At 35.5% G+C, this 15,264-nt stretch carries 20 protein-coding genes; 8 read left to right on the top strand and 12 right to left on the bottom strand.

Features of this window, described 5'->3' with window-relative positions:
• Positions 1-123: 123 nt before the first annotated feature.
• Positions 124-597, top strand: a complete 474-nt coding sequence (locus tag FFO06_RS16775) for an ArsC/Spx/MgsR family protein (protein WP_137909063.1) — start codon at positions 124-126, stop codon at positions 595-597.
• A gap of 66 nt (positions 598-663) precedes the next feature.
• Here FFO06_RS16775 and cysK read toward each other — a convergent pair whose 3' ends face one another.
• Positions 664-1,605, bottom strand: coding sequence for a cysteine synthase A (gene cysK / locus FFO06_RS16780; RefSeq protein ID WP_137909064.1), 942 nt, complete (start codon positions 1,603-1,605; stop codon positions 664-666).
• A 683-nt stretch (positions 1,606-2,288) separates the two neighbouring features.
• On the opposite strand from cysK, the gene FFO06_RS16785 reads away from it, so the two are divergent.
• The 7 genes from FFO06_RS16785 to FFO06_RS16815 all read left to right on the top strand — a co-directional run bounded on the left by FFO06_RS16785 (position 2,289) and on the right by FFO06_RS16815 (position 5,912).
• The gene (locus tag FFO06_RS16785; protein ID WP_137909065.1) at positions 2,289-2,717 is read left to right on the top strand and encodes a hypothetical protein; all 429 of its coding nucleotides are present in this window, start codon (positions 2,289-2,291) and stop codon (positions 2,715-2,717) included.
• A gap of 37 nt (positions 2,718-2,754) precedes the next feature.
• Positions 2,755-3,018 carry a hypothetical protein gene (locus FFO06_RS16790; protein WP_028083565.1) on the top strand — a complete coding sequence of 88 codons (264 nt, stop codon included), beginning with the start codon at positions 2,755-2,757 and terminating at the stop codon, positions 3,016-3,018.
• Positions 3,019-3,020: 2 nt separating this feature from the next.
• Positions 3,021-3,332: a hypothetical protein gene (locus FFO06_RS16795; RefSeq protein WP_028083566.1), complete on the top strand. Its 312-nt coding sequence runs from the start codon at positions 3,021-3,023 to the stop codon at positions 3,330-3,332.
• Positions 3,333-3,477: 145 nt separating this feature from the next.
• Positions 3,478-3,813, top strand: a complete 336-nt coding sequence (locus FFO06_RS16800) for a hypothetical protein (RefSeq protein ID WP_028083567.1) — start codon at positions 3,478-3,480, stop codon at positions 3,811-3,813.
• An 18-nt stretch (positions 3,814-3,831) separates the two neighbouring features.
• Positions 3,832-4,830 carry an LLM class flavin-dependent oxidoreductase gene (locus tag FFO06_RS16805; protein WP_137909066.1) on the top strand — a complete coding sequence of 333 codons (999 nt, stop codon included), beginning with the start codon at positions 3,832-3,834 and terminating at the stop codon, positions 4,828-4,830.
• Entirely contained in the window at positions 4,823-5,194 is a 372-nt protein-coding gene (locus FFO06_RS16810) for a hypothetical protein (RefSeq protein WP_137909067.1), read from the top strand. The genes FFO06_RS16805 and FFO06_RS16810 overlap by 8 nt, the downstream gene beginning before the upstream one ends.
• Positions 5,195-5,303: 109 nt before the next feature.
• Positions 5,304-5,912, top strand: coding sequence for a class I SAM-dependent methyltransferase (locus tag FFO06_RS16815; RefSeq protein ID WP_137909068.1), 609 nt, complete (start codon positions 5,304-5,306; stop codon positions 5,910-5,912).
• Between the two features lie 51 nt (positions 5,913-5,963).
• Here FFO06_RS16815 and hypB read toward each other — a convergent pair whose 3' ends face one another.
• From hypB to FFO06_RS16870, 11 genes are all read right to left on the bottom strand, one after another.
• A complete protein-coding gene (gene hypB, locus FFO06_RS16820; RefSeq protein WP_137909069.1) occupies positions 5,964-6,788 on the bottom strand; it encodes a hydrogenase nickel incorporation protein HypB in 825 nt (274 codons plus the stop codon).
• Entirely contained in the window at positions 6,779-7,120 is a 342-nt protein-coding gene (gene hypA, locus FFO06_RS16825) for a hydrogenase maturation nickel metallochaperone HypA (RefSeq protein WP_028089723.1), read from the bottom strand. Before hypA ends, hypB begins: the two co-directional genes overlap by 10 nt.
• Positions 7,121-7,230: 110 nt before the next feature.
• The gene (locus tag FFO06_RS16830; protein ID WP_231395417.1) at positions 7,231-7,578 is read right to left on the bottom strand and encodes a type II toxin-antitoxin system RelE family toxin; all 348 of its coding nucleotides are present in this window, start codon (positions 7,576-7,578) and stop codon (positions 7,231-7,233) included.
• Positions 7,550-7,813 (bottom strand): type II toxin-antitoxin system Phd/YefM family antitoxin, encoded by a 264-nt coding sequence (locus FFO06_RS16835; protein WP_137909070.1) that lies wholly within the window; start codon positions 7,811-7,813, stop codon positions 7,550-7,552. Before FFO06_RS16835 ends, FFO06_RS16830 begins: the two co-directional genes overlap by 29 nt.
• Positions 7,814-7,996: 183 nt before the next feature.
• Positions 7,997-9,091, bottom strand: a complete 1,095-nt coding sequence (gene hypE / locus FFO06_RS16840; RefSeq protein ID WP_137909071.1) for a hydrogenase expression/formation protein HypE — start codon at positions 9,089-9,091, stop codon at positions 7,997-7,999.
• Between the two features lie 78 nt (positions 9,092-9,169).
• Positions 9,170-9,385: a tautomerase family protein gene (locus tag FFO06_RS16845; RefSeq protein ID WP_028089727.1), complete on the bottom strand. Its 216-nt coding sequence runs from the start codon at positions 9,383-9,385 to the stop codon at positions 9,170-9,172.
• Between the two features lie 24 nt (positions 9,386-9,409).
• Positions 9,410-10,561 (bottom strand): hydrogenase formation protein HypD, encoded by a 1,152-nt coding sequence (hypD, locus tag FFO06_RS16850; protein ID WP_137909072.1) that lies wholly within the window; start codon positions 10,559-10,561, stop codon positions 9,410-9,412.
• Between the two features lie 145 nt (positions 10,562-10,706).
• A complete protein-coding gene (locus tag FFO06_RS16855; RefSeq protein ID WP_137909073.1) occupies positions 10,707-10,952 on the bottom strand; it encodes a HypC/HybG/HupF family hydrogenase formation chaperone in 246 nt (81 codons plus the stop codon).
• Positions 10,953-11,011: 59 nt separating this feature from the next.
• A complete protein-coding gene (hypF, locus tag FFO06_RS16860; RefSeq protein ID WP_137909074.1) occupies positions 11,012-13,357 on the bottom strand; it encodes a carbamoyltransferase HypF in 2,346 nt (781 codons plus the stop codon).
• Between the two features lie 31 nt (positions 13,358-13,388).
• Positions 13,389-14,549, bottom strand: a complete 1,161-nt coding sequence (locus FFO06_RS16865; RefSeq protein ID WP_137909075.1) for an NHL repeat-containing protein — start codon at positions 14,547-14,549, stop codon at positions 13,389-13,391.
• A gap of 39 nt (positions 14,550-14,588) precedes the next feature.
• Positions 14,589-15,264, bottom strand: a 676-nt coding sequence (locus FFO06_RS16870; protein WP_306420246.1) for a type ISP restriction/modification enzyme, incomplete at its 5' end; no start/stop codon positions are given.

Genomic DNA, 15,264 nt, shown 5'->3' on the forward strand with positions numbered 1-15,264 from the left:
AATGTTATAATTTCGGGATATAGGTGTTAGCTATCAATCAAAAAAATCATCTTGAATCTGCGTTGATCTGCGTTGATCTGCGGTTAATTATTTTCCATCTAGAAACCAATAGGAGAAATAGCAATGGCCAGAGTACTTTTCTATGAAAAACCAGGCTGTAAAAACAATACCAGACAAAAAGTATTACTCACAGCCGCAGGTCATGAAGTGGTAGCATATAGTTTATTAACAGAACCTTGGACTGTAGAAAAATTGCGGTCATTTTTTGGCGATCGCCCGGTAATAGAATGGTTTAATCAAGCCGCACCCAGGGTAAAATCAGGAGAGGTGAATCCTGAAAATATCACGGCTGAAAATGCTTTGATCATGATGCTGAGAGATCCTTTATTAATTCGTCGTCCTTTGATAGAAGTAGGAGACAAAAGAGAAATCGGTTTTGATGTGGAGAAAATTGACGCATGGATAGGCTTAAAACCTGTGGATGAATCTTTGCAACAAATGAGCGAAAACCTCCTACAGCAAGACCTCCAAGGATGTGCTAATAAAGATAATCACGACCACCATCATGGTCAAGGTGGTTGTAAAAATCACCAATAATAATTGACAATTTTAGTAGGGTGTGTTAGTGTTAAAGTAACGCACCCTCGAATTTGGGTGAATTAATTAACTCATCAAATCTTGAAACAGAGCGGTACTTAAATAGCGTTCACCAAAGGAAGGTTGAATCACCACAATTAATTTACCCGCATTTTCTGGGCGTTTACCGACAACAATAGCCGCAGATAAAGCCGCACCAGAAGATATTCCCGATAATAAACCCTCTTCTCTGGCCAATCTACGCCCATACGCTATTGCATCTATATCATCAACTTGGACTATCTCATCAATTAAGTCTTGACGCAACACATCAGGAATAAATCCCGCACCAATACCTTGAATTTTATGAGGACCGGGTTTACCACCTGATAAAATGGGACTGTTGCTAGGTTCTACCGCAATAGCTTGAAAACTGGGTTTACGTTGTTTAATCACTTCTGCAATACCAGTAATTGTACCGCCTGTTCCTACCCCAGCAATTAAAATATCAACTTCTCCGTCCGTATCCGCCCAAATTTCCTCAGCGGTGGTTTCTCGGTGGATTTTCGGGTTTGCAGGGTTAGCAAATTGCTGTAACATAAAAGCATGGGGAGTATTCGCCACAATTTCCTCTGCTTTATTAATTGCTCCTCGCATTCCTTGAGTTCCTGGTGTTAACTCCAAACTTGCACCATAAGCCCGCAGCATGGCGCGTCTTTCTTGACTCATGGTTTCGGGCATGGTTAAAATCAATTTATAGCCCCGCGCGGCTGCTACCATGGCTAAAGCAATACCTGTATTACCGGAAGTTGGTTCAACTAAAACCGTTTTTCCTGGTGAAATTAAACCTTCAGCTTCAGCGGAAAGAATCATACTTACGCCAATTCTGTCTTTGACAGAGGCCGCAGGATTCATACTTTCTAGTTTGACAACTATCCTGGCCTTCACTCCTTCGGTTTGGGGAATTTTATTTAACTGAATTAATGGAGTTTTTCCAATCAGTTCTGTTACATCTTTAGCAATTCGCATTTTTTAACTCCTAAACTTCTAAAGTTTATATATTAATCTATTTTGCTCAAGTATTTATCTCATTGAGTATTGGTATTAACCACGCTTATTTTAGCATAATTTCTATCTATTTCACCAAAAATATTAGTAATTATTAAAAACTATTAGAATATCTTAATGTTGTTTCTGAGCTATTTAAGATATCTTAGGTTTATCTTTGTCATGGAATGATGTAATTTGAGTACAGTTTGTACTTGGGAATTTTCTTAGCAAAATATCTAAAACTAATAGTCTGTCTTGGTTTGAGTTTGAGTACAAAATACCCCGTCCCCTTTTTCAAAAATGCTAGTCCCCCACTCAATAAATACTAGCACCCCAACCCCAAAAAATATTTTAATTTCTTTTAAATGCTTACCAAATCAGGATCACAGAATTTGAGTAATGTCGTAATTATCTTAATAATATTAACTTGAGTTGCTGAAAATCGGGACTAAAAAGGGAACTGATATAAACGATATAGGATTTACGCAGAGATTCCCCTCTACCCCCCGAAGTTCTCCAGATGAAAGTCTGACGAATCAGGGGGGACTTCTTAACTCCTGCATTTGTCATCAGCATATTTTGAATAAAAAAGGGGCAAAAAATAAACATACTCATAAAAATTTTCTTTCTAGGTAATTAAGTCCTGGTAAGGGAGAATAAACATGAAAGTGAAATTTTTAAATCTGCTGACTGTAAGTTTAGTAACTTTAGCATTAATTTCTCCAGGGATAATAGTATTTGCTATGGTTTGGGGACAACATAAAGAGTTCGTTAAAACACAGAATTTATCCTGTGAATTGCAGAAAATAAATATAGCATCTTCAGCATTATCTCCCCAAACAAAAATTATCAATACTCAGTTATCTTTAGTCAAATCCAAGCCATCTGATCACAATTTTCTGCACCAACTCAAAGTTACTGCAAAAAAATATAAATTAGCGACAATTTTGCAATGGTTATTTTTAGTAACACCTATTTGTATTGGTGTAGTAATTATCGCTTATGACAGATATCTTGTCTATCGTGCTGCTGTATTAAAAGAACACATTGCTATGTTAGAAAGAATGTGGAAACAAAGCATCGAACAGTAATTTTTCAGCTTAATCATTCACAATAAACTAAATTATCATGACAGACGAACGCCAAACCCAGTATTTTAATTTAATTGATGAACTTCTCCAATGTCCTAATGGTCAAGAACCAGAAGTTTTAGAAGCAAAACCCGAATTAATTGACTCTGGTTTAGTGCAATCAATGTTACAAGTAGCCACAATGTTTGCTCATCAAGGTAATCAAGATGGGGCGCAATTTCTATTTTTTGTTGCTAAACAATTGGCCAAAGAATTAGGTTTATATCCTGAAGTTTCTGATCAAGTTGTCACTCAGGAGTAATCATGTTATTGACCGCAACTGATGCTGGAAAAATATCATTAGAATTTCTCTTAGCAGATTGGAATATTGCTGATGATTTTAGAGATTGGTTTACAGTATTTAATTCTCGCTTAATGGGTGAGAGTTGGTATATTGTAGAATTGGGTGTAGAGGGATTACCTGATAGATGGTTTATGCAGGTTTATGACACAGGAGTTTGTGACCCTAATTATACTTTTATTTCCCCAATTGCTGGTGCAGAAGGATATACAGATTTAAAAAGTCTACCAGATATTATTGCCGATGTTTTAGTCGCAGAACGTAATTCTCGATAAAAATTGGAGATATTCAGATCCCCGACTTATTAAAGAAGTTGGGGATCTAATATTTTATGTATTTTATGATTAATTTTGTTAGGTTTATTTGATAATAATATGTTATACTAAATAGAGTTATGGACGCTACAGAAGAATCAGTCAAATGATTACTGAAGACATCCTAGCCCAAGAATTTCTCAGAGTGGTAGATGACTATTATCCGTCCGTGGGAGAACTTTTAGAAGGCTGCCACGTGAAAGTTATCACTTGCTTTTGGGGACGACCTGCAAAACGGTTTCAATATATAGGAATTTATTGTCGAGAAGACATAATGCCCTATATTCAAGCCCAAAAACAAATCCTCAGAGAATTAGCTGAAAATATGGGGCTAATTCAAGTAGTTTGTCTCAATGCTAAACGATTGCTACGTGATCCTATGTCGAAGTTAAAACAGTCTGAACCTCGATTATGGTTGGAGTTGCAATTAGTGGCAGCCTAATCTAATATTTGGTTAACAATGAAAACAGGACTTTTCTGCAATTACGAAAATCATCACCATGATGCTAGACGCACTATCTTTGAACAAGTTTTATTGGTGAAGGAGGCTGAAAGTTTAGGTTTTGAAGAAGCTTGGGTAACAGAACATCATTTTAATGAGTTCAATCTCAGTCCTTCAATTCTGCTATTGTTGGCACATTTAGCAGGTGTGACTTCGCAAATTCGTCTAGGAACTGCGGCTGTATTATTGCCATTTCACCAACCAATTCGCGTGGCTGAAGATATTGCTACTTTGGACAATCTTTGTAGTGGTAGGTTGGCTTTTGGAGTAGCTAAAGGTGGACCTTTTCCACAGCAAAATAAACATTTTGGTGTGAAAATGCAGGAATCTCGCACCAGAATGTTAGAGTCAGTGGCATTGATTCAAAAGCTATTATATGAAACTAACGTATCATTTAATGGCGAATATTATCAATGCGAAAATCTGACGATACAACCCCAACCACTGCAAAAACCAATTCCTATATATGTTGCTAGTGGTGATGATGATGCAGTTAATTTTGCTGCTAAAAATTCCTTTGGTTTAATGGGGGGTCCGCCGTTTTCTTTAGCAAGACTCAAGAAGACGGTTAATAAATATCGGGAATTTAATCAAAGTGGTGCAGAAAAGTTCCTGTTAGCGCGGTTCTTTTTTGTGGGTAAAACTCATGATCAAGCGGTAAATGAAGCATTACCTTTTATTCGTCATTTTAGCAAAGAAATGACGGCTAACTCAACTCAAGTAATGGAAAAAAGTCCTCAACAACCAGCATTTGATCGGACAAATATTTGTTTTGATGAGGACTATTTGCTGGAAAACTCAATTATCGGTGATGTCAACGGTTGTCGTGACAAAATCAAGAAATTTCAGGACGAATTAAATCTCAGCACACTAGCGTTAAAACCTTCATCTTTTTCCTTACAAAAAAATCGAGAAAGTTTGCAACGCTACAATCAAGAGGTGCGGAATTATGTCTAAACTTTCCCTACTTCCTCCCGATGATTTACCTCCGACTCAGGTAACAAAAGAGGATGGAATGCTACATTTAGAGTTGGAACAGTCTATTGGTAAGTGCTTCTTTTATGCGTGCGATCGCATTACCCAAGTATTACTATCTAATTGTCAGTGGTACATGACCACAAATAAGACGACTTTGATGTTAATTGTAGACTGTCCCGATCTGGTTGCCTATTGGCATATAGTTAGTAATATTCCCCAATTAGGAAATAGGCTGGAAAGATTCACTAAAGATGCCAAAATTCGCGTTTATCCTCCTTTTGGCAAAGGATCACCCTTTGAAATTGGAGTGAATGAAATTTCAGCCTATCGAGATTGGTTGTAAGTCCTAAATTATATTTTAATCACTAAAATCACCTGATCCTCGACTTCTTCAAGCAGTCGGGGATTTATCTTCTATCTTGTTATAATAAAATAAATACAATATACCAGCCATGATTAACAACATGATTAATAACAAAAAAGCACTATTTGATCGTTGGGCAAATAGTTATGATTGGACATTTCCTTCCTTTATTTATCAAGCAATTCATAAAAGATTACTTTCCCAAGTTGAATTATCAGCAAATGCCAATGTACTTGATTTAGGTTGTGGAACAGGTAGATTATTAAATAGATTAGCAAATCAGTTTCCAGAAATTACAGGCACAGGTTTAGATTTATCTCCGCAAATGTTGCGGGTAGCGAGGCAAAATAACCGCCACCGTCCCCGCTTAATTTACCTTGAAGGTAATGCCGAAAATCTCCCCTTTGTAGAGGGACAATTTGATGCGATTTTTAATACTATCAGCTTTTTGCATTATCCCCAACCAGACCAGGTTTTAAAAGAAGTAGCAAGGGTACTTTCTCCCGGTGGTAAATTTTATTTAGTGGACATTACTTTTAACAACTCATCATCATGTCAAATTACACCCCATTCTCATACAGCAGTTAGATTTTATAGCCAAAAACAAAGAGAAGAAATGGGGAATAATGCTGGTTTAACTTGTGTAGGTCATTATCCCTTATTGGGGTTTGTATTATTAACTGTTTTTCAAAAATAATCCTCGTAGGGTGCGTTAGCGACAGCGTAACGCACCATTTTGATTTAATATTTAAACAGAAATCAAATTTGATGAATTATTGACCTGTTCAGATAACCAATTATATAAACCTTCCAACCCTGCCCCAGTAGTAGCAGAAACTTGGAAAACTTGGATTTTGGGATTCACCTGTTTAGCATATTCAATACAGCGCTGAACATCAAAATTGATATAAGGTAATAAATCAATTTTCGTTAAAATCATAATATCACTACTGCGAAACATATAAGGGTATTTAATGGGTTTATCTTCCCCTTCCGTCACCGATAAAATTACCACCTTAGCCCCTTCTCCCAAGTCAAATAAAGCCGGACAAACCAAATTTCCGACATTTTCAATCATCACCACAGAATTAAGGGGCGGATTTAATTCTTGCAGCCCTTTTTCTATCATTGATGCTTCTAAGTGACAGCCTGTACCCGTGTTAATTTGTACGACTTGACAACCAGTGGATTTAATTTTTTCAGCATCATTTGTAGTTTCTTGATCACCTTCAATAACGCTGATAGTTAGTGTATTTTTTAAATCATTAATAGTGCGAGTTAATAAAGTAGTTTTACCTGCACCGGGAGAACTCATTAAATTTAAAGCCAGAATATTTCGACCTTTAAACCAGCCGCGATTTTGGGCAGCTAATAGGTTATTTTTACCTAATATTTCTTGTTCTAAAGATATGGTTGTATTATGAATTTGAGCATGAATTTGGGTTGTTTCCTCATGATGATGAGAATGAGTAATTACAGTTCCATCTGCTAAAGTATGAGTATGATGGTGTTCATTTTCCATATTTGTAATTGTTGTTTGATTATCACCAGAACATCCGCAAATTACACACATAATTCCTCTACTTCAATTTCTTTAATTTTTAGTTCTTCACCAGCTATTATATCTAATTTAATACTACCACATTCACAAATACCAAAAGGTTTTTCGACATAAAAATTTGTACCACATTGACGACATTTAGCCATTCCTGGTATTTCCAAAATTTCTAATCTTGCCCCTTCAACTATTGTACCTTGGGCGCAAATATCAAAACAAAATTTAATGGCATCTGGCATAATAGCCGATAATTTACCAACTTCTAATAATACTCTTTGGACTTTTTTACCTTGGGCATTTTCGGTGACTATGGCAATGATATTTTGAGTTATTCCGAGTTCGTGCATATTAGGTGACAGTTGAGCCGTTACGGACAAGGAGTATAATAAAGTATACATCAATTTATTTCCTGTTCCCTAAAACTAAAAAACTTTGTATCTCACGAGCATGGGAACTGCTACAATAATTTTTGTAAGAGATTATAAATATCTTCCTTATTACCTTCCTTTCTTAAACCTATGCCAACTACTAAAACAACTACCTTATCATTTTCCACTTGATAAACTATACGGTAGCGTTGCCCTACAGCCCTAAGACTACGATAATTTATTAGTTGTCCAGTTAAAGGTTTTCCCTGCTTTTCAGGTTCTATTTTTAGTTTATCAATTCGTGAAATTAGAGCTTTTTGGTGACGTTTATCTTTAATATTTGTTAACATCTCCAATGCTAAAGGCGTTAACTGAATTTCAAATTCAATATTATCAGTTTGTGGTTTTTCAAAGTCCGAGTTTGAGTTTTGCATCATGCCAACTAATAGTTTCTCCCCTGTGTGCTTGAGCTATACTTTCTTGTAATTGTTGGTTAAATTCTTGATCAAATAAAATTGCTAAAGTTTCTAATAAAGATTCATATTGCTCAAAACTAATAGCCGCCATAACTGGTTTACCATGTTTGGTAATAATTATTGGCTCTTGTTGTACATCATCTGGCAAATGTAAAATTTGCTGTTGTGCTTCTGTAATTGTGAGGTGTTTTAACATATTCTGGTAAAAAATAAGTATTGTATATGATTATATCACTAATTCATGCACAAGATACCCGACTTCTGTGTTGATGATAGAATTTGTAGGTTGGGTTAAGCGACAGCGCAACCCAACAAAACCGCAAAAATGTCAGAAGTGTTGGGTAACATAGGTCAACCAAACCTACATAATTTATAGATTTTAACATATTCTGGGCAGTTGATCACCTACTAGCATATCTATGATTCTTTCTGCACCAAAGGCGGTTTTTAAAAGGACTATTCCTGGTGGGTGGGGAATGATTTCACCTATAATAGAGGCTTGTTTTCCCGTGGGGTGGTTTTTCATTGTTGCTAAAATCAAATCGGCTTTTTCTGGAGGTGCAACTATGACTAATTTTCCTTCGTTGGCTAAATATAAGGGTTCTAAACCTAAGATTTCACATACTCCATTTACTTCTTCTTTAATGGGAATTGCATTTTCATGAATGCGTATTCCTAAGTTAGAAGTGAGGGCAAATTCATTTAATACTGTGGCTAAACCGCCTCTGGTTGCGTCTCGCATGGCGTGAATTTGGGGACAAATTTTAATAATTTCGGCGACTAATTCATGCAGTGGTTGACAGTCACTTTCTATATCTGTTTCTAATGCTAATTCTCCTCTGGCAATTAATATTGCTGTGCCATGATTTCCTATTTCTCCATTAATAATTACCACGTCTCCCGGTTGAATGTTGCGAGGAGAAATGTCAATGTTTGGGGGAATTATCCCAATGCCGGCAGTATTTATAAATAATTTATCGGCACAACCTCTATTAACAACTTTGGTGTCTCCTGTGACTATTTGCACTCCAGCTTTTTCGGCTGCTTTCTGCATACTAGCCACAACTTTTCTTAATGTTTCTATGGGTAAACCTTCTTCTAAAATCATGCTACAAGTGAGATATAAAGGTTTTGCCCCACTCACGGCTAAATCATTAATTGTACCATTAATTGCTAATTCTCCTATGTCTGAACCAGGAAAAAATAAAGGATCTACTACATAGGAATCTGTAGTAAATGCTAATCGTTTTCCATGTTGAGAAAGACTCAGTAAATCAAATGTGGCTTGGTCTTCTAATTGGGATAAAATGGGATTATCAAAACTTTTCACAAAGATATCATCTATTAGGTCTCTCATGGCTTTACCACCGCTACCATGGGATAAGTTAATGTGAGTATCTCTTATCTTTCCTTGACGACGACGGACTTGCTCAATTTTTTGGAAAAGTGGATTCTGATCAGAGTTAATTGTCATTTTTAAAATTGCTTTGTAATTATTTGTAATTATATTTTTTGTTGTGGGACAGGCATCTTGCCTGTCATTATTAGTTAATTATCTGCCAGTTTCTTCATGTCTACCAGCGTGTTTATCAGAGTGTAAAACCCCTCCAACCGCCCAATTATCTCGTTCAAATTCATCAATATGAATAGTTATCCATTCGGGTTTTGTTCCTAGTGCAGAAACTAAAGCTTCAGTGACAGCTTGGGCTAGTTTACGCTTTTTTTCTATGGAGTGACCCTTACCAATTTGAACAGTGACAAAAGGCATATAATTTTCCTCAAATTGTGCGATTTAGACTGATATAGGTTCGGTAGATACACCTGATTTATCTCTTTTTGCCATGGTTGACAGTCGCCCATATTTGTAATATGCTGCACAAGCACCTTCAGAAGAAACCATACAAGTTCCTATGGGTGTTTCCGGTGTGCAAGCTGTTCCAAATACTTGACATTGCCAAGGTTTTAAAACTCCTTTGAGAATTTCTCCACATTGACAAGCTTTATGATCTGCTATTTTTAAATTCGGAATTGTAAATTTAACTTCAGCATCAAATTGGGCATATTCTGGGCGAATTTTGAAACCGGAATTGGGTATTTCTCCTAAACCTCGCCATGCAAATTTTTCTCGCACTGTAAAAACTTGATTCATGGCTGTTAATGCGTTTTGATTTCCCCTAGTTTCTACTAACCGGTTATATTGATTTTCAACTTGACAACGATTTTCTACTATTTGTTTTAATAACATCCAAATTGATTGGAAGATATCTAATGGTTCAAAGCCAGAAATAACAATTGGTTTATGATATTGTTGGGTAATAAATTCATAAGGTTCTGTGCCTATGACCATACTTACATGACCAGGACCAACAAAACCATCAAGTTGTAAATCGGGATTTTCTAATAATGCTTGCAAGGCGGGAATTACTAATACATGATTAGAAAACATACTAAAATTAGTGATATTTTCTGCGGCTGCTTGAAGTATGGTAAATGCAGTGCTGGGGGCGGTGGTTTCAAAGCCTAAACCGAAAAATACTATTTCTTTATGGGGGTTTTCTTTGGCTATTTTCAGGCTATCTAAGGGTGAATAAATCATGCGAATATCCGCACCTTGGGCTTTAGCTTGCAAAAGGCTGGTTTTTGCACCAGGTACACGCATTGCGTCGCCAAATGTGGTAAATATGATGTTGGGTAGTTGACACAGTGCGATCGCATCCTCTATTCTACCTTTAGGCATCACACAAACTGGACAACCAGGACCATGAATTAATTCTATATTATCGGGTAATATTTCTTCGATTCCATATTTAAAAATGGCATGGGTATGTCCTCCACATACTTCCATGATTTTTAAATGTCTATTTATTTGTTGGCTGAGTTTGGTTATTTCTTGTTGTAATGCTTGGGCTTTTGCGGGGTTGCGAAATTCGTCTACATATTTCATATCAATTTTAGATTTTAGATTTTAGATTTTAGATTTTGGATTAATTACTTTACAAAACATAAATTGATTAGCTATGATTAGCTAGAATGTCATTATTTTGTTTTTCCAGTCCGTTTTAACGGACTTTTTCTATTAGCCTTGTACTTTAGTGCAAGGCGGCTATTTCTTGCAATAGTTTTAATGTTTCTGCTGCTTCTTGTTCGTTAATTCTGTTCATGGCAAAACCAACATGAACTAATACCCAATCTCCTATACAAGCCTCTGGTGGGTGTTGTTGGTCAACTATACAGGCTATATTTATTTCTCTTTTGACTCCTCCAATATTAACTGTGGCTAGTTTGTGTTCTCTGTTGGTTATTTCTGTTATTTGTCCGGGTATTCCTAAACACATTTTAGTTTTCCTTTTTTTAGATTTACATCCCACTCCAGGCACAGAGGACGAATTTTTTGTTACTTTTTTAAGTATTTGGCGGCTGCAATTACACTTTGTCCTAATGATAAACCGCCATCATTTGTGGGTAATATACTATGAGTTAATACGTTAATTTCTAATTTTTCTAACCGCATTTTTACCTGTTTTAATAAAATTTGATTCTGAAATACTCCTCCTGTTAATGCTACTTGATTAAATTGATGTTCTTGTCTAAGTTCTTTAACAATTGTTACAATAGCAACAGCTAAACTTTTATGAAATTTTGCTGCTATTTCTGGTGATGAAATATGCTGTTTTATATCATTCAAAATTTCTCGCCATGTCGGGGATGTATCTATATAATATATATTAGCTGATTTTTCCAATTTAAAGGAATAATTTAGAGTTTCTTCATCATTGTTTAAAATATTGGTATCAGCTATTGCTTCCATTTCTATGGCTGCTTGTCCTTCATAGCTGCATTGTTCTGGACAAATACCTATGGCTGCTGCAACTGCATCAAATAATCGGCCTACTGATGATGTTAAGGGTGAATTAATACCTTTTTCTATGATTTGGTTGAGTAGTTTAGGGTTTTTATGTTCTAAAAATTTGATTATTGCTAAATCCCTGTATTTTTCTCGTATTTCTTGCCAACTAAAAGCATTAATTAATTGAGAATAGGTATTTCTCCAAGGTTGATAAATTGCCTGTTTTCCTCCTATCATTGGCATAGGTTTAAATGTTGCTAATCTTTGAAAATTTTGATAATCTGCTAATAAAAATTCTCCTCCCCATAATGTATCGTCTTCTCCATATCCCAAACCATCAAAGGCTATTCCTAAAATCGGTTTTGTATCTAAATAAATTTGATTTTCTGCCATACAAGCGGCTATATGGGCGTGATGATGTTGAATTTCTGCTAATTTAATATGATTAACCGTTGCTAGTTGTTTACCAAGTTTAGATGATAAGTATTCTGGATGTTTATCAATAGCAATTATTTCTGGTTTATGTTGAAATAAATTTAGATATAAATTCAATGTTTCTTGATAAGCATTAAACGCGGACGCATTTTCTAAATCTCCTAAATGTTGTGATAAAATTGCCTCACCTGCTCTTAATAAACAAAAGGTATTTTTCAACTCACTACCCATGGCTAAAATAGGCGGTATTTTTTCAAATCCTGGTGGTAAAATAATTGGTGCTGGTGCATATCCTCTAGCACGTCTGAGGGTTTGAATTTTATTATCAATAACTCTAACTACCGAATCATCTACTCTATTAACAATATCTCGATTATGTAATAGAAAATAATCAGCTATTTTCGATAATTTATCTTTAGCATCTTGATTATTTATACATTGTGGTTCATCAGAAATATTAGCACTAGTTAAAACTATTGGTACTTTCATTCTTCTGAGAATTAAATGATGTAAAGGCGTATAAGGTAACATAAAACCCAGGGTATTTTGTCCTGGTGCTATAGCAGATGCTAATTGATGATTATCTTTTATTTTTAATAAAACAATAGGTGCAGCCGAACTTGTTAATAATTCTTTTTCTAAATCATTAATATGGCAATATTCAGAAATAATATTCATATCTCTGGCCATTAAAGCCAAAGGTTTATGATATCTATGTTTACGATTTCTGAGTTTTATCACTGCATTTTCTAAAGTAGCATTACAAGCCAAATGAAAACCACCTAAACCTTTAATAGCGACAATTTCACCCTTTTGTAATAAAGTACAAACAGCATCCACATCATCCAACATTGAGAACATATCAGATATCACAGGTTTACCGTCAGCCCTTTCTAACCATGCACGAGGTCCACATACAAAACAAGCCACAGGTTGAGCATGAAAACGACGATTTTCCACATCTTGATATTCTCTTTTACATTCCTTACATATTGGAAAATTGGCCATACTCGTATTATCCCTATCGTAAGGAATAGCGCGAATAATAGTTAACCTTGGACCACAATGAGTACAATTAGTAAAAGGATAGCGAAAATAACGACTAAAAGGATCAAAAATTTCCTTTTGACATTGGGGACAACTTGCAGCGTCAGGAGAAACTTGAGTTTTTATCACACTATTAACACTTGGAGAAATCACAAAATTATCAAAATTAAATTCTCCCCAATATAGACCTCTAACCACCTGATTAATTCTTGCCAAAGGCGGACATTCTTGATATAATTTATTCACAAACTCCGTTATTATTTCCTCACTACCAGAAACACGAATTAACACCCCTTTGCCATCATTATAAACCTCACCTTTCAAACCTAAAATATTAGCTAAACGATAAACGGTAGGACGGAAACCCACACCTTGTACAGTCCCACTAACCCGAATTTCTTCTATTCTCATTCTTCCTCTTCTGCGACTTTGCGTGAGATAATCAAAACTTCCAAATCAAAACGCGATTATTCCCAGAATCGGCAATTACCGCAACTTCTCCACAAACCTTAACTCCATAACACCAATTTAAACTTTGTCGTGTTGGTAGTCCAAAATTGCGATTTTCACTTTTATTTGTAAAGTTATCTTGCCCAATGACAATATCAGCATCTGCACCCTGTAATAATAAAATAGATTCTCGTTTTTTCCATCCTACTAAACGCGAATTAGCTGTATCAGCTACCATTAAATAATCTCCCCAAATATCTACTCCATAAGGCATACTTAAACTACTAGCACTAGGAAAATAAACCCCTTGATTTAATTCTACAAAATTAAAGTTTTTTTGTCCTAAAATCACCGCACAAGGAGTATTATTTTCTGTTGGTATTCCTGGCCAAATCATCACCCTGTTATTACCTGCATCAGTCACAACTAAATTATCATCCCACATCGTGATATCATGACACCAACGCATACTAGCAGCAGTGGGAGAACTACCCCCATTTTCATTGCGTGATATCATGTCTGGTTGTCCCAAAACTATATCCGCAGGTTGACCATTTTCTGTGGGTAATTGATTCCAAATTAATAACCGACGATTTCCGGTATCAGCTACAAATAGCTGACCTTGATAATGGAAAATACCGTAAGGCCAATGTAGAGTATTAGCTGCGGGTTGTTGGTGTCCTCGATTTGGTTCATGATCAAGAAAGTTAGTTTGTCCTAATACTAAATCTGCGGGAATATGACTATCCTTAGGTGTATTATACCAGATTAAAATACGATGATTCCAAGCATCTGCAACCGCTAAACCATGACCACATTTACAAATACCCGTAGGTACACTAAATGTAGATTTTCCTGGTGTATTTTTTGCATTTTGTCCTTCATGAAAAAAGTCTGGTTGTCCTATTACCCAGTCCGCAGGTTCATGGTCTTTTGTGGGTAAATTTTGCCACCCCAATAAACGATGATGTCCTGTATCTGCTACCCATAACGGTCCGGTTGGTGATAATAAACAAGCTGCACGGGGTCCAAACATTGTTGTCGGAGTGGGTACAAGGGGAATTACTAACTGTTCTGGTGTAATATTATTTCCTAATATTATTTTGGCGCTATGAGGGAAGAGGGAGAAATGGGATATATTTTGGGTTTGCAATGTAGATAGGGAATTATTATTGGTTAATATTACCAGTTTTTACTCTATGGGAAAACCTGGAATAATTCTATCAATTTCCTGCATTATTCGGAAAGTTTCTGTTAAGGAGATAACAATTTTTTGATAATGGTTAATTTCTTGGGTAGATAATTGACGTTTGGCGTTTTTTCTGTCTTTTAACCATTTATCTAATACTTGATATCCTCCGATTTTAAATTCCCAGATATGTTGAGGAATATCTGTAAAATAACTTTGCTTATTAATATATACTCTTTGCAATTCTGAATTATAGGTAACTTCGTTAACTTGATTATCTTCTATTGTTTGATAGGTTGTAATTAAATTATTGAGTTTATCGGATTTGATTAAATGTAAGTCAACTAATTCTTCTCCCTTGATAGCTAATGAGTTAAATAGGTTTTGATTACTAGTTAAGGGAAGACGGGGAAAATCTATTTTCAGAAATTCAGCGTATCTAGTGCGGTATGTAGGACTGTGAAATATAGCATAAGCATAGTAAAAGATTTGTTCTGGTGTGGGTATTTTACCAAGTTTTTCTTTGATAGCTTGTAAGAATTTTGGGGATAAGTTAGGAGTTTTTTCTACAAAAAGATTTGTTTGTTTATTTTCTGTATTTGGGTAGATATAAAGAGGAAAAACATAAGTTGCTTCTCTACTTTTTAACGATACAGTACAATGTTCTGTGAGAATTTCT

The sequence above is a fragment of the Dolichospermum planctonicum genome (genome assembly GCF_005402965.1).
Classification (GTDB): Bacteria; Cyanobacteriota; Cyanobacteriia; order Cyanobacteriales; family Nostocaceae; genus Dolichospermum; species Dolichospermum planctonicum.

Excerpts from the sequence above, each read along its gene's own strand:
- FFO06_RS16775 (WP_137909063.1), top strand. The coding sequence starts at position 124 with ATGGCCAGAGTACTTTTCTATGAAAAACCAGGCTGTAAAAACAATACC.
- cysK (WP_137909064.1), bottom strand. The coding sequence starts at position 1,605 with ATGCGAATTGCTAAAGATGTAACAGAACTGATTGGAAAAACTCCATTA.
- FFO06_RS16785 (WP_137909065.1), top strand. The coding sequence starts at position 2,289 with ATGAAAGTGAAATTTTTAAATCTGCTGACTGTAAGTTTAGTAACTTTA.
- FFO06_RS16790 (WP_028083565.1), top strand. The coding sequence starts at position 2,755 with ATGACAGACGAACGCCAAACCCAGTATTTTAATTTAATTGATGAACTT.
- FFO06_RS16795 (WP_028083566.1), top strand. The coding sequence starts at position 3,021 with ATGTTATTGACCGCAACTGATGCTGGAAAAATATCATTAGAATTTCTC.
- FFO06_RS16800 (WP_028083567.1), top strand. The coding sequence starts at position 3,478 with ATGATTACTGAAGACATCCTAGCCCAAGAATTTCTCAGAGTGGTAGAT.
- FFO06_RS16805 (WP_137909066.1), top strand. The coding sequence starts at position 3,832 with ATGAAAACAGGACTTTTCTGCAATTACGAAAATCATCACCATGATGCT.
- FFO06_RS16810 (WP_137909067.1), top strand. The coding sequence starts at position 4,823 with ATGTCTAAACTTTCCCTACTTCCTCCCGATGATTTACCTCCGACTCAG.
- FFO06_RS16815 (WP_137909068.1), top strand. The coding sequence starts at position 5,304 with ATGATTAACAACATGATTAATAACAAAAAAGCACTATTTGATCGTTGG.
- hypB (WP_137909069.1), bottom strand. The coding sequence starts at position 6,788 with ATGTGTGTAATTTGCGGATGTTCTGGTGATAATCAAACAACAATTACA.
- hypA (WP_028089723.1), bottom strand. The coding sequence starts at position 7,120 with ATGCACGAACTCGGAATAACTCAAAATATCATTGCCATAGTCACCGAA.
- FFO06_RS16830 (WP_231395417.1), bottom strand. The coding sequence starts at position 7,578 with ATGATGCAAAACTCAAACTCGGACTTTGAAAAACCACAAACTGATAAT.
- FFO06_RS16835 (WP_137909070.1), bottom strand. The coding sequence starts at position 7,813 with ATGTTAAAACACCTCACAATTACAGAAGCACAACAGCAAATTTTACAT.
- hypE (WP_137909071.1), bottom strand. The coding sequence starts at position 9,091 with ATGACAATTAACTCTGATCAGAATCCACTTTTCCAAAAAATTGAGCAA.
- FFO06_RS16845 (WP_028089727.1), bottom strand. The coding sequence starts at position 9,385 with ATGCCTTTTGTCACTGTTCAAATTGGTAAGGGTCACTCCATAGAAAAA.
- hypD (WP_137909072.1), bottom strand. The coding sequence starts at position 10,561 with ATGAAATATGTAGACGAATTTCGCAACCCCGCAAAAGCCCAAGCATTA.
- FFO06_RS16855 (WP_137909073.1), bottom strand. The coding sequence starts at position 10,952 with ATGTGTTTAGGAATACCCGGACAAATAACAGAAATAACCAACAGAGAA.
- hypF (WP_137909074.1), bottom strand. The coding sequence starts at position 13,357 with ATGAGAATAGAAGAAATTCGGGTTAGTGGGACTGTACAAGGTGTGGGT.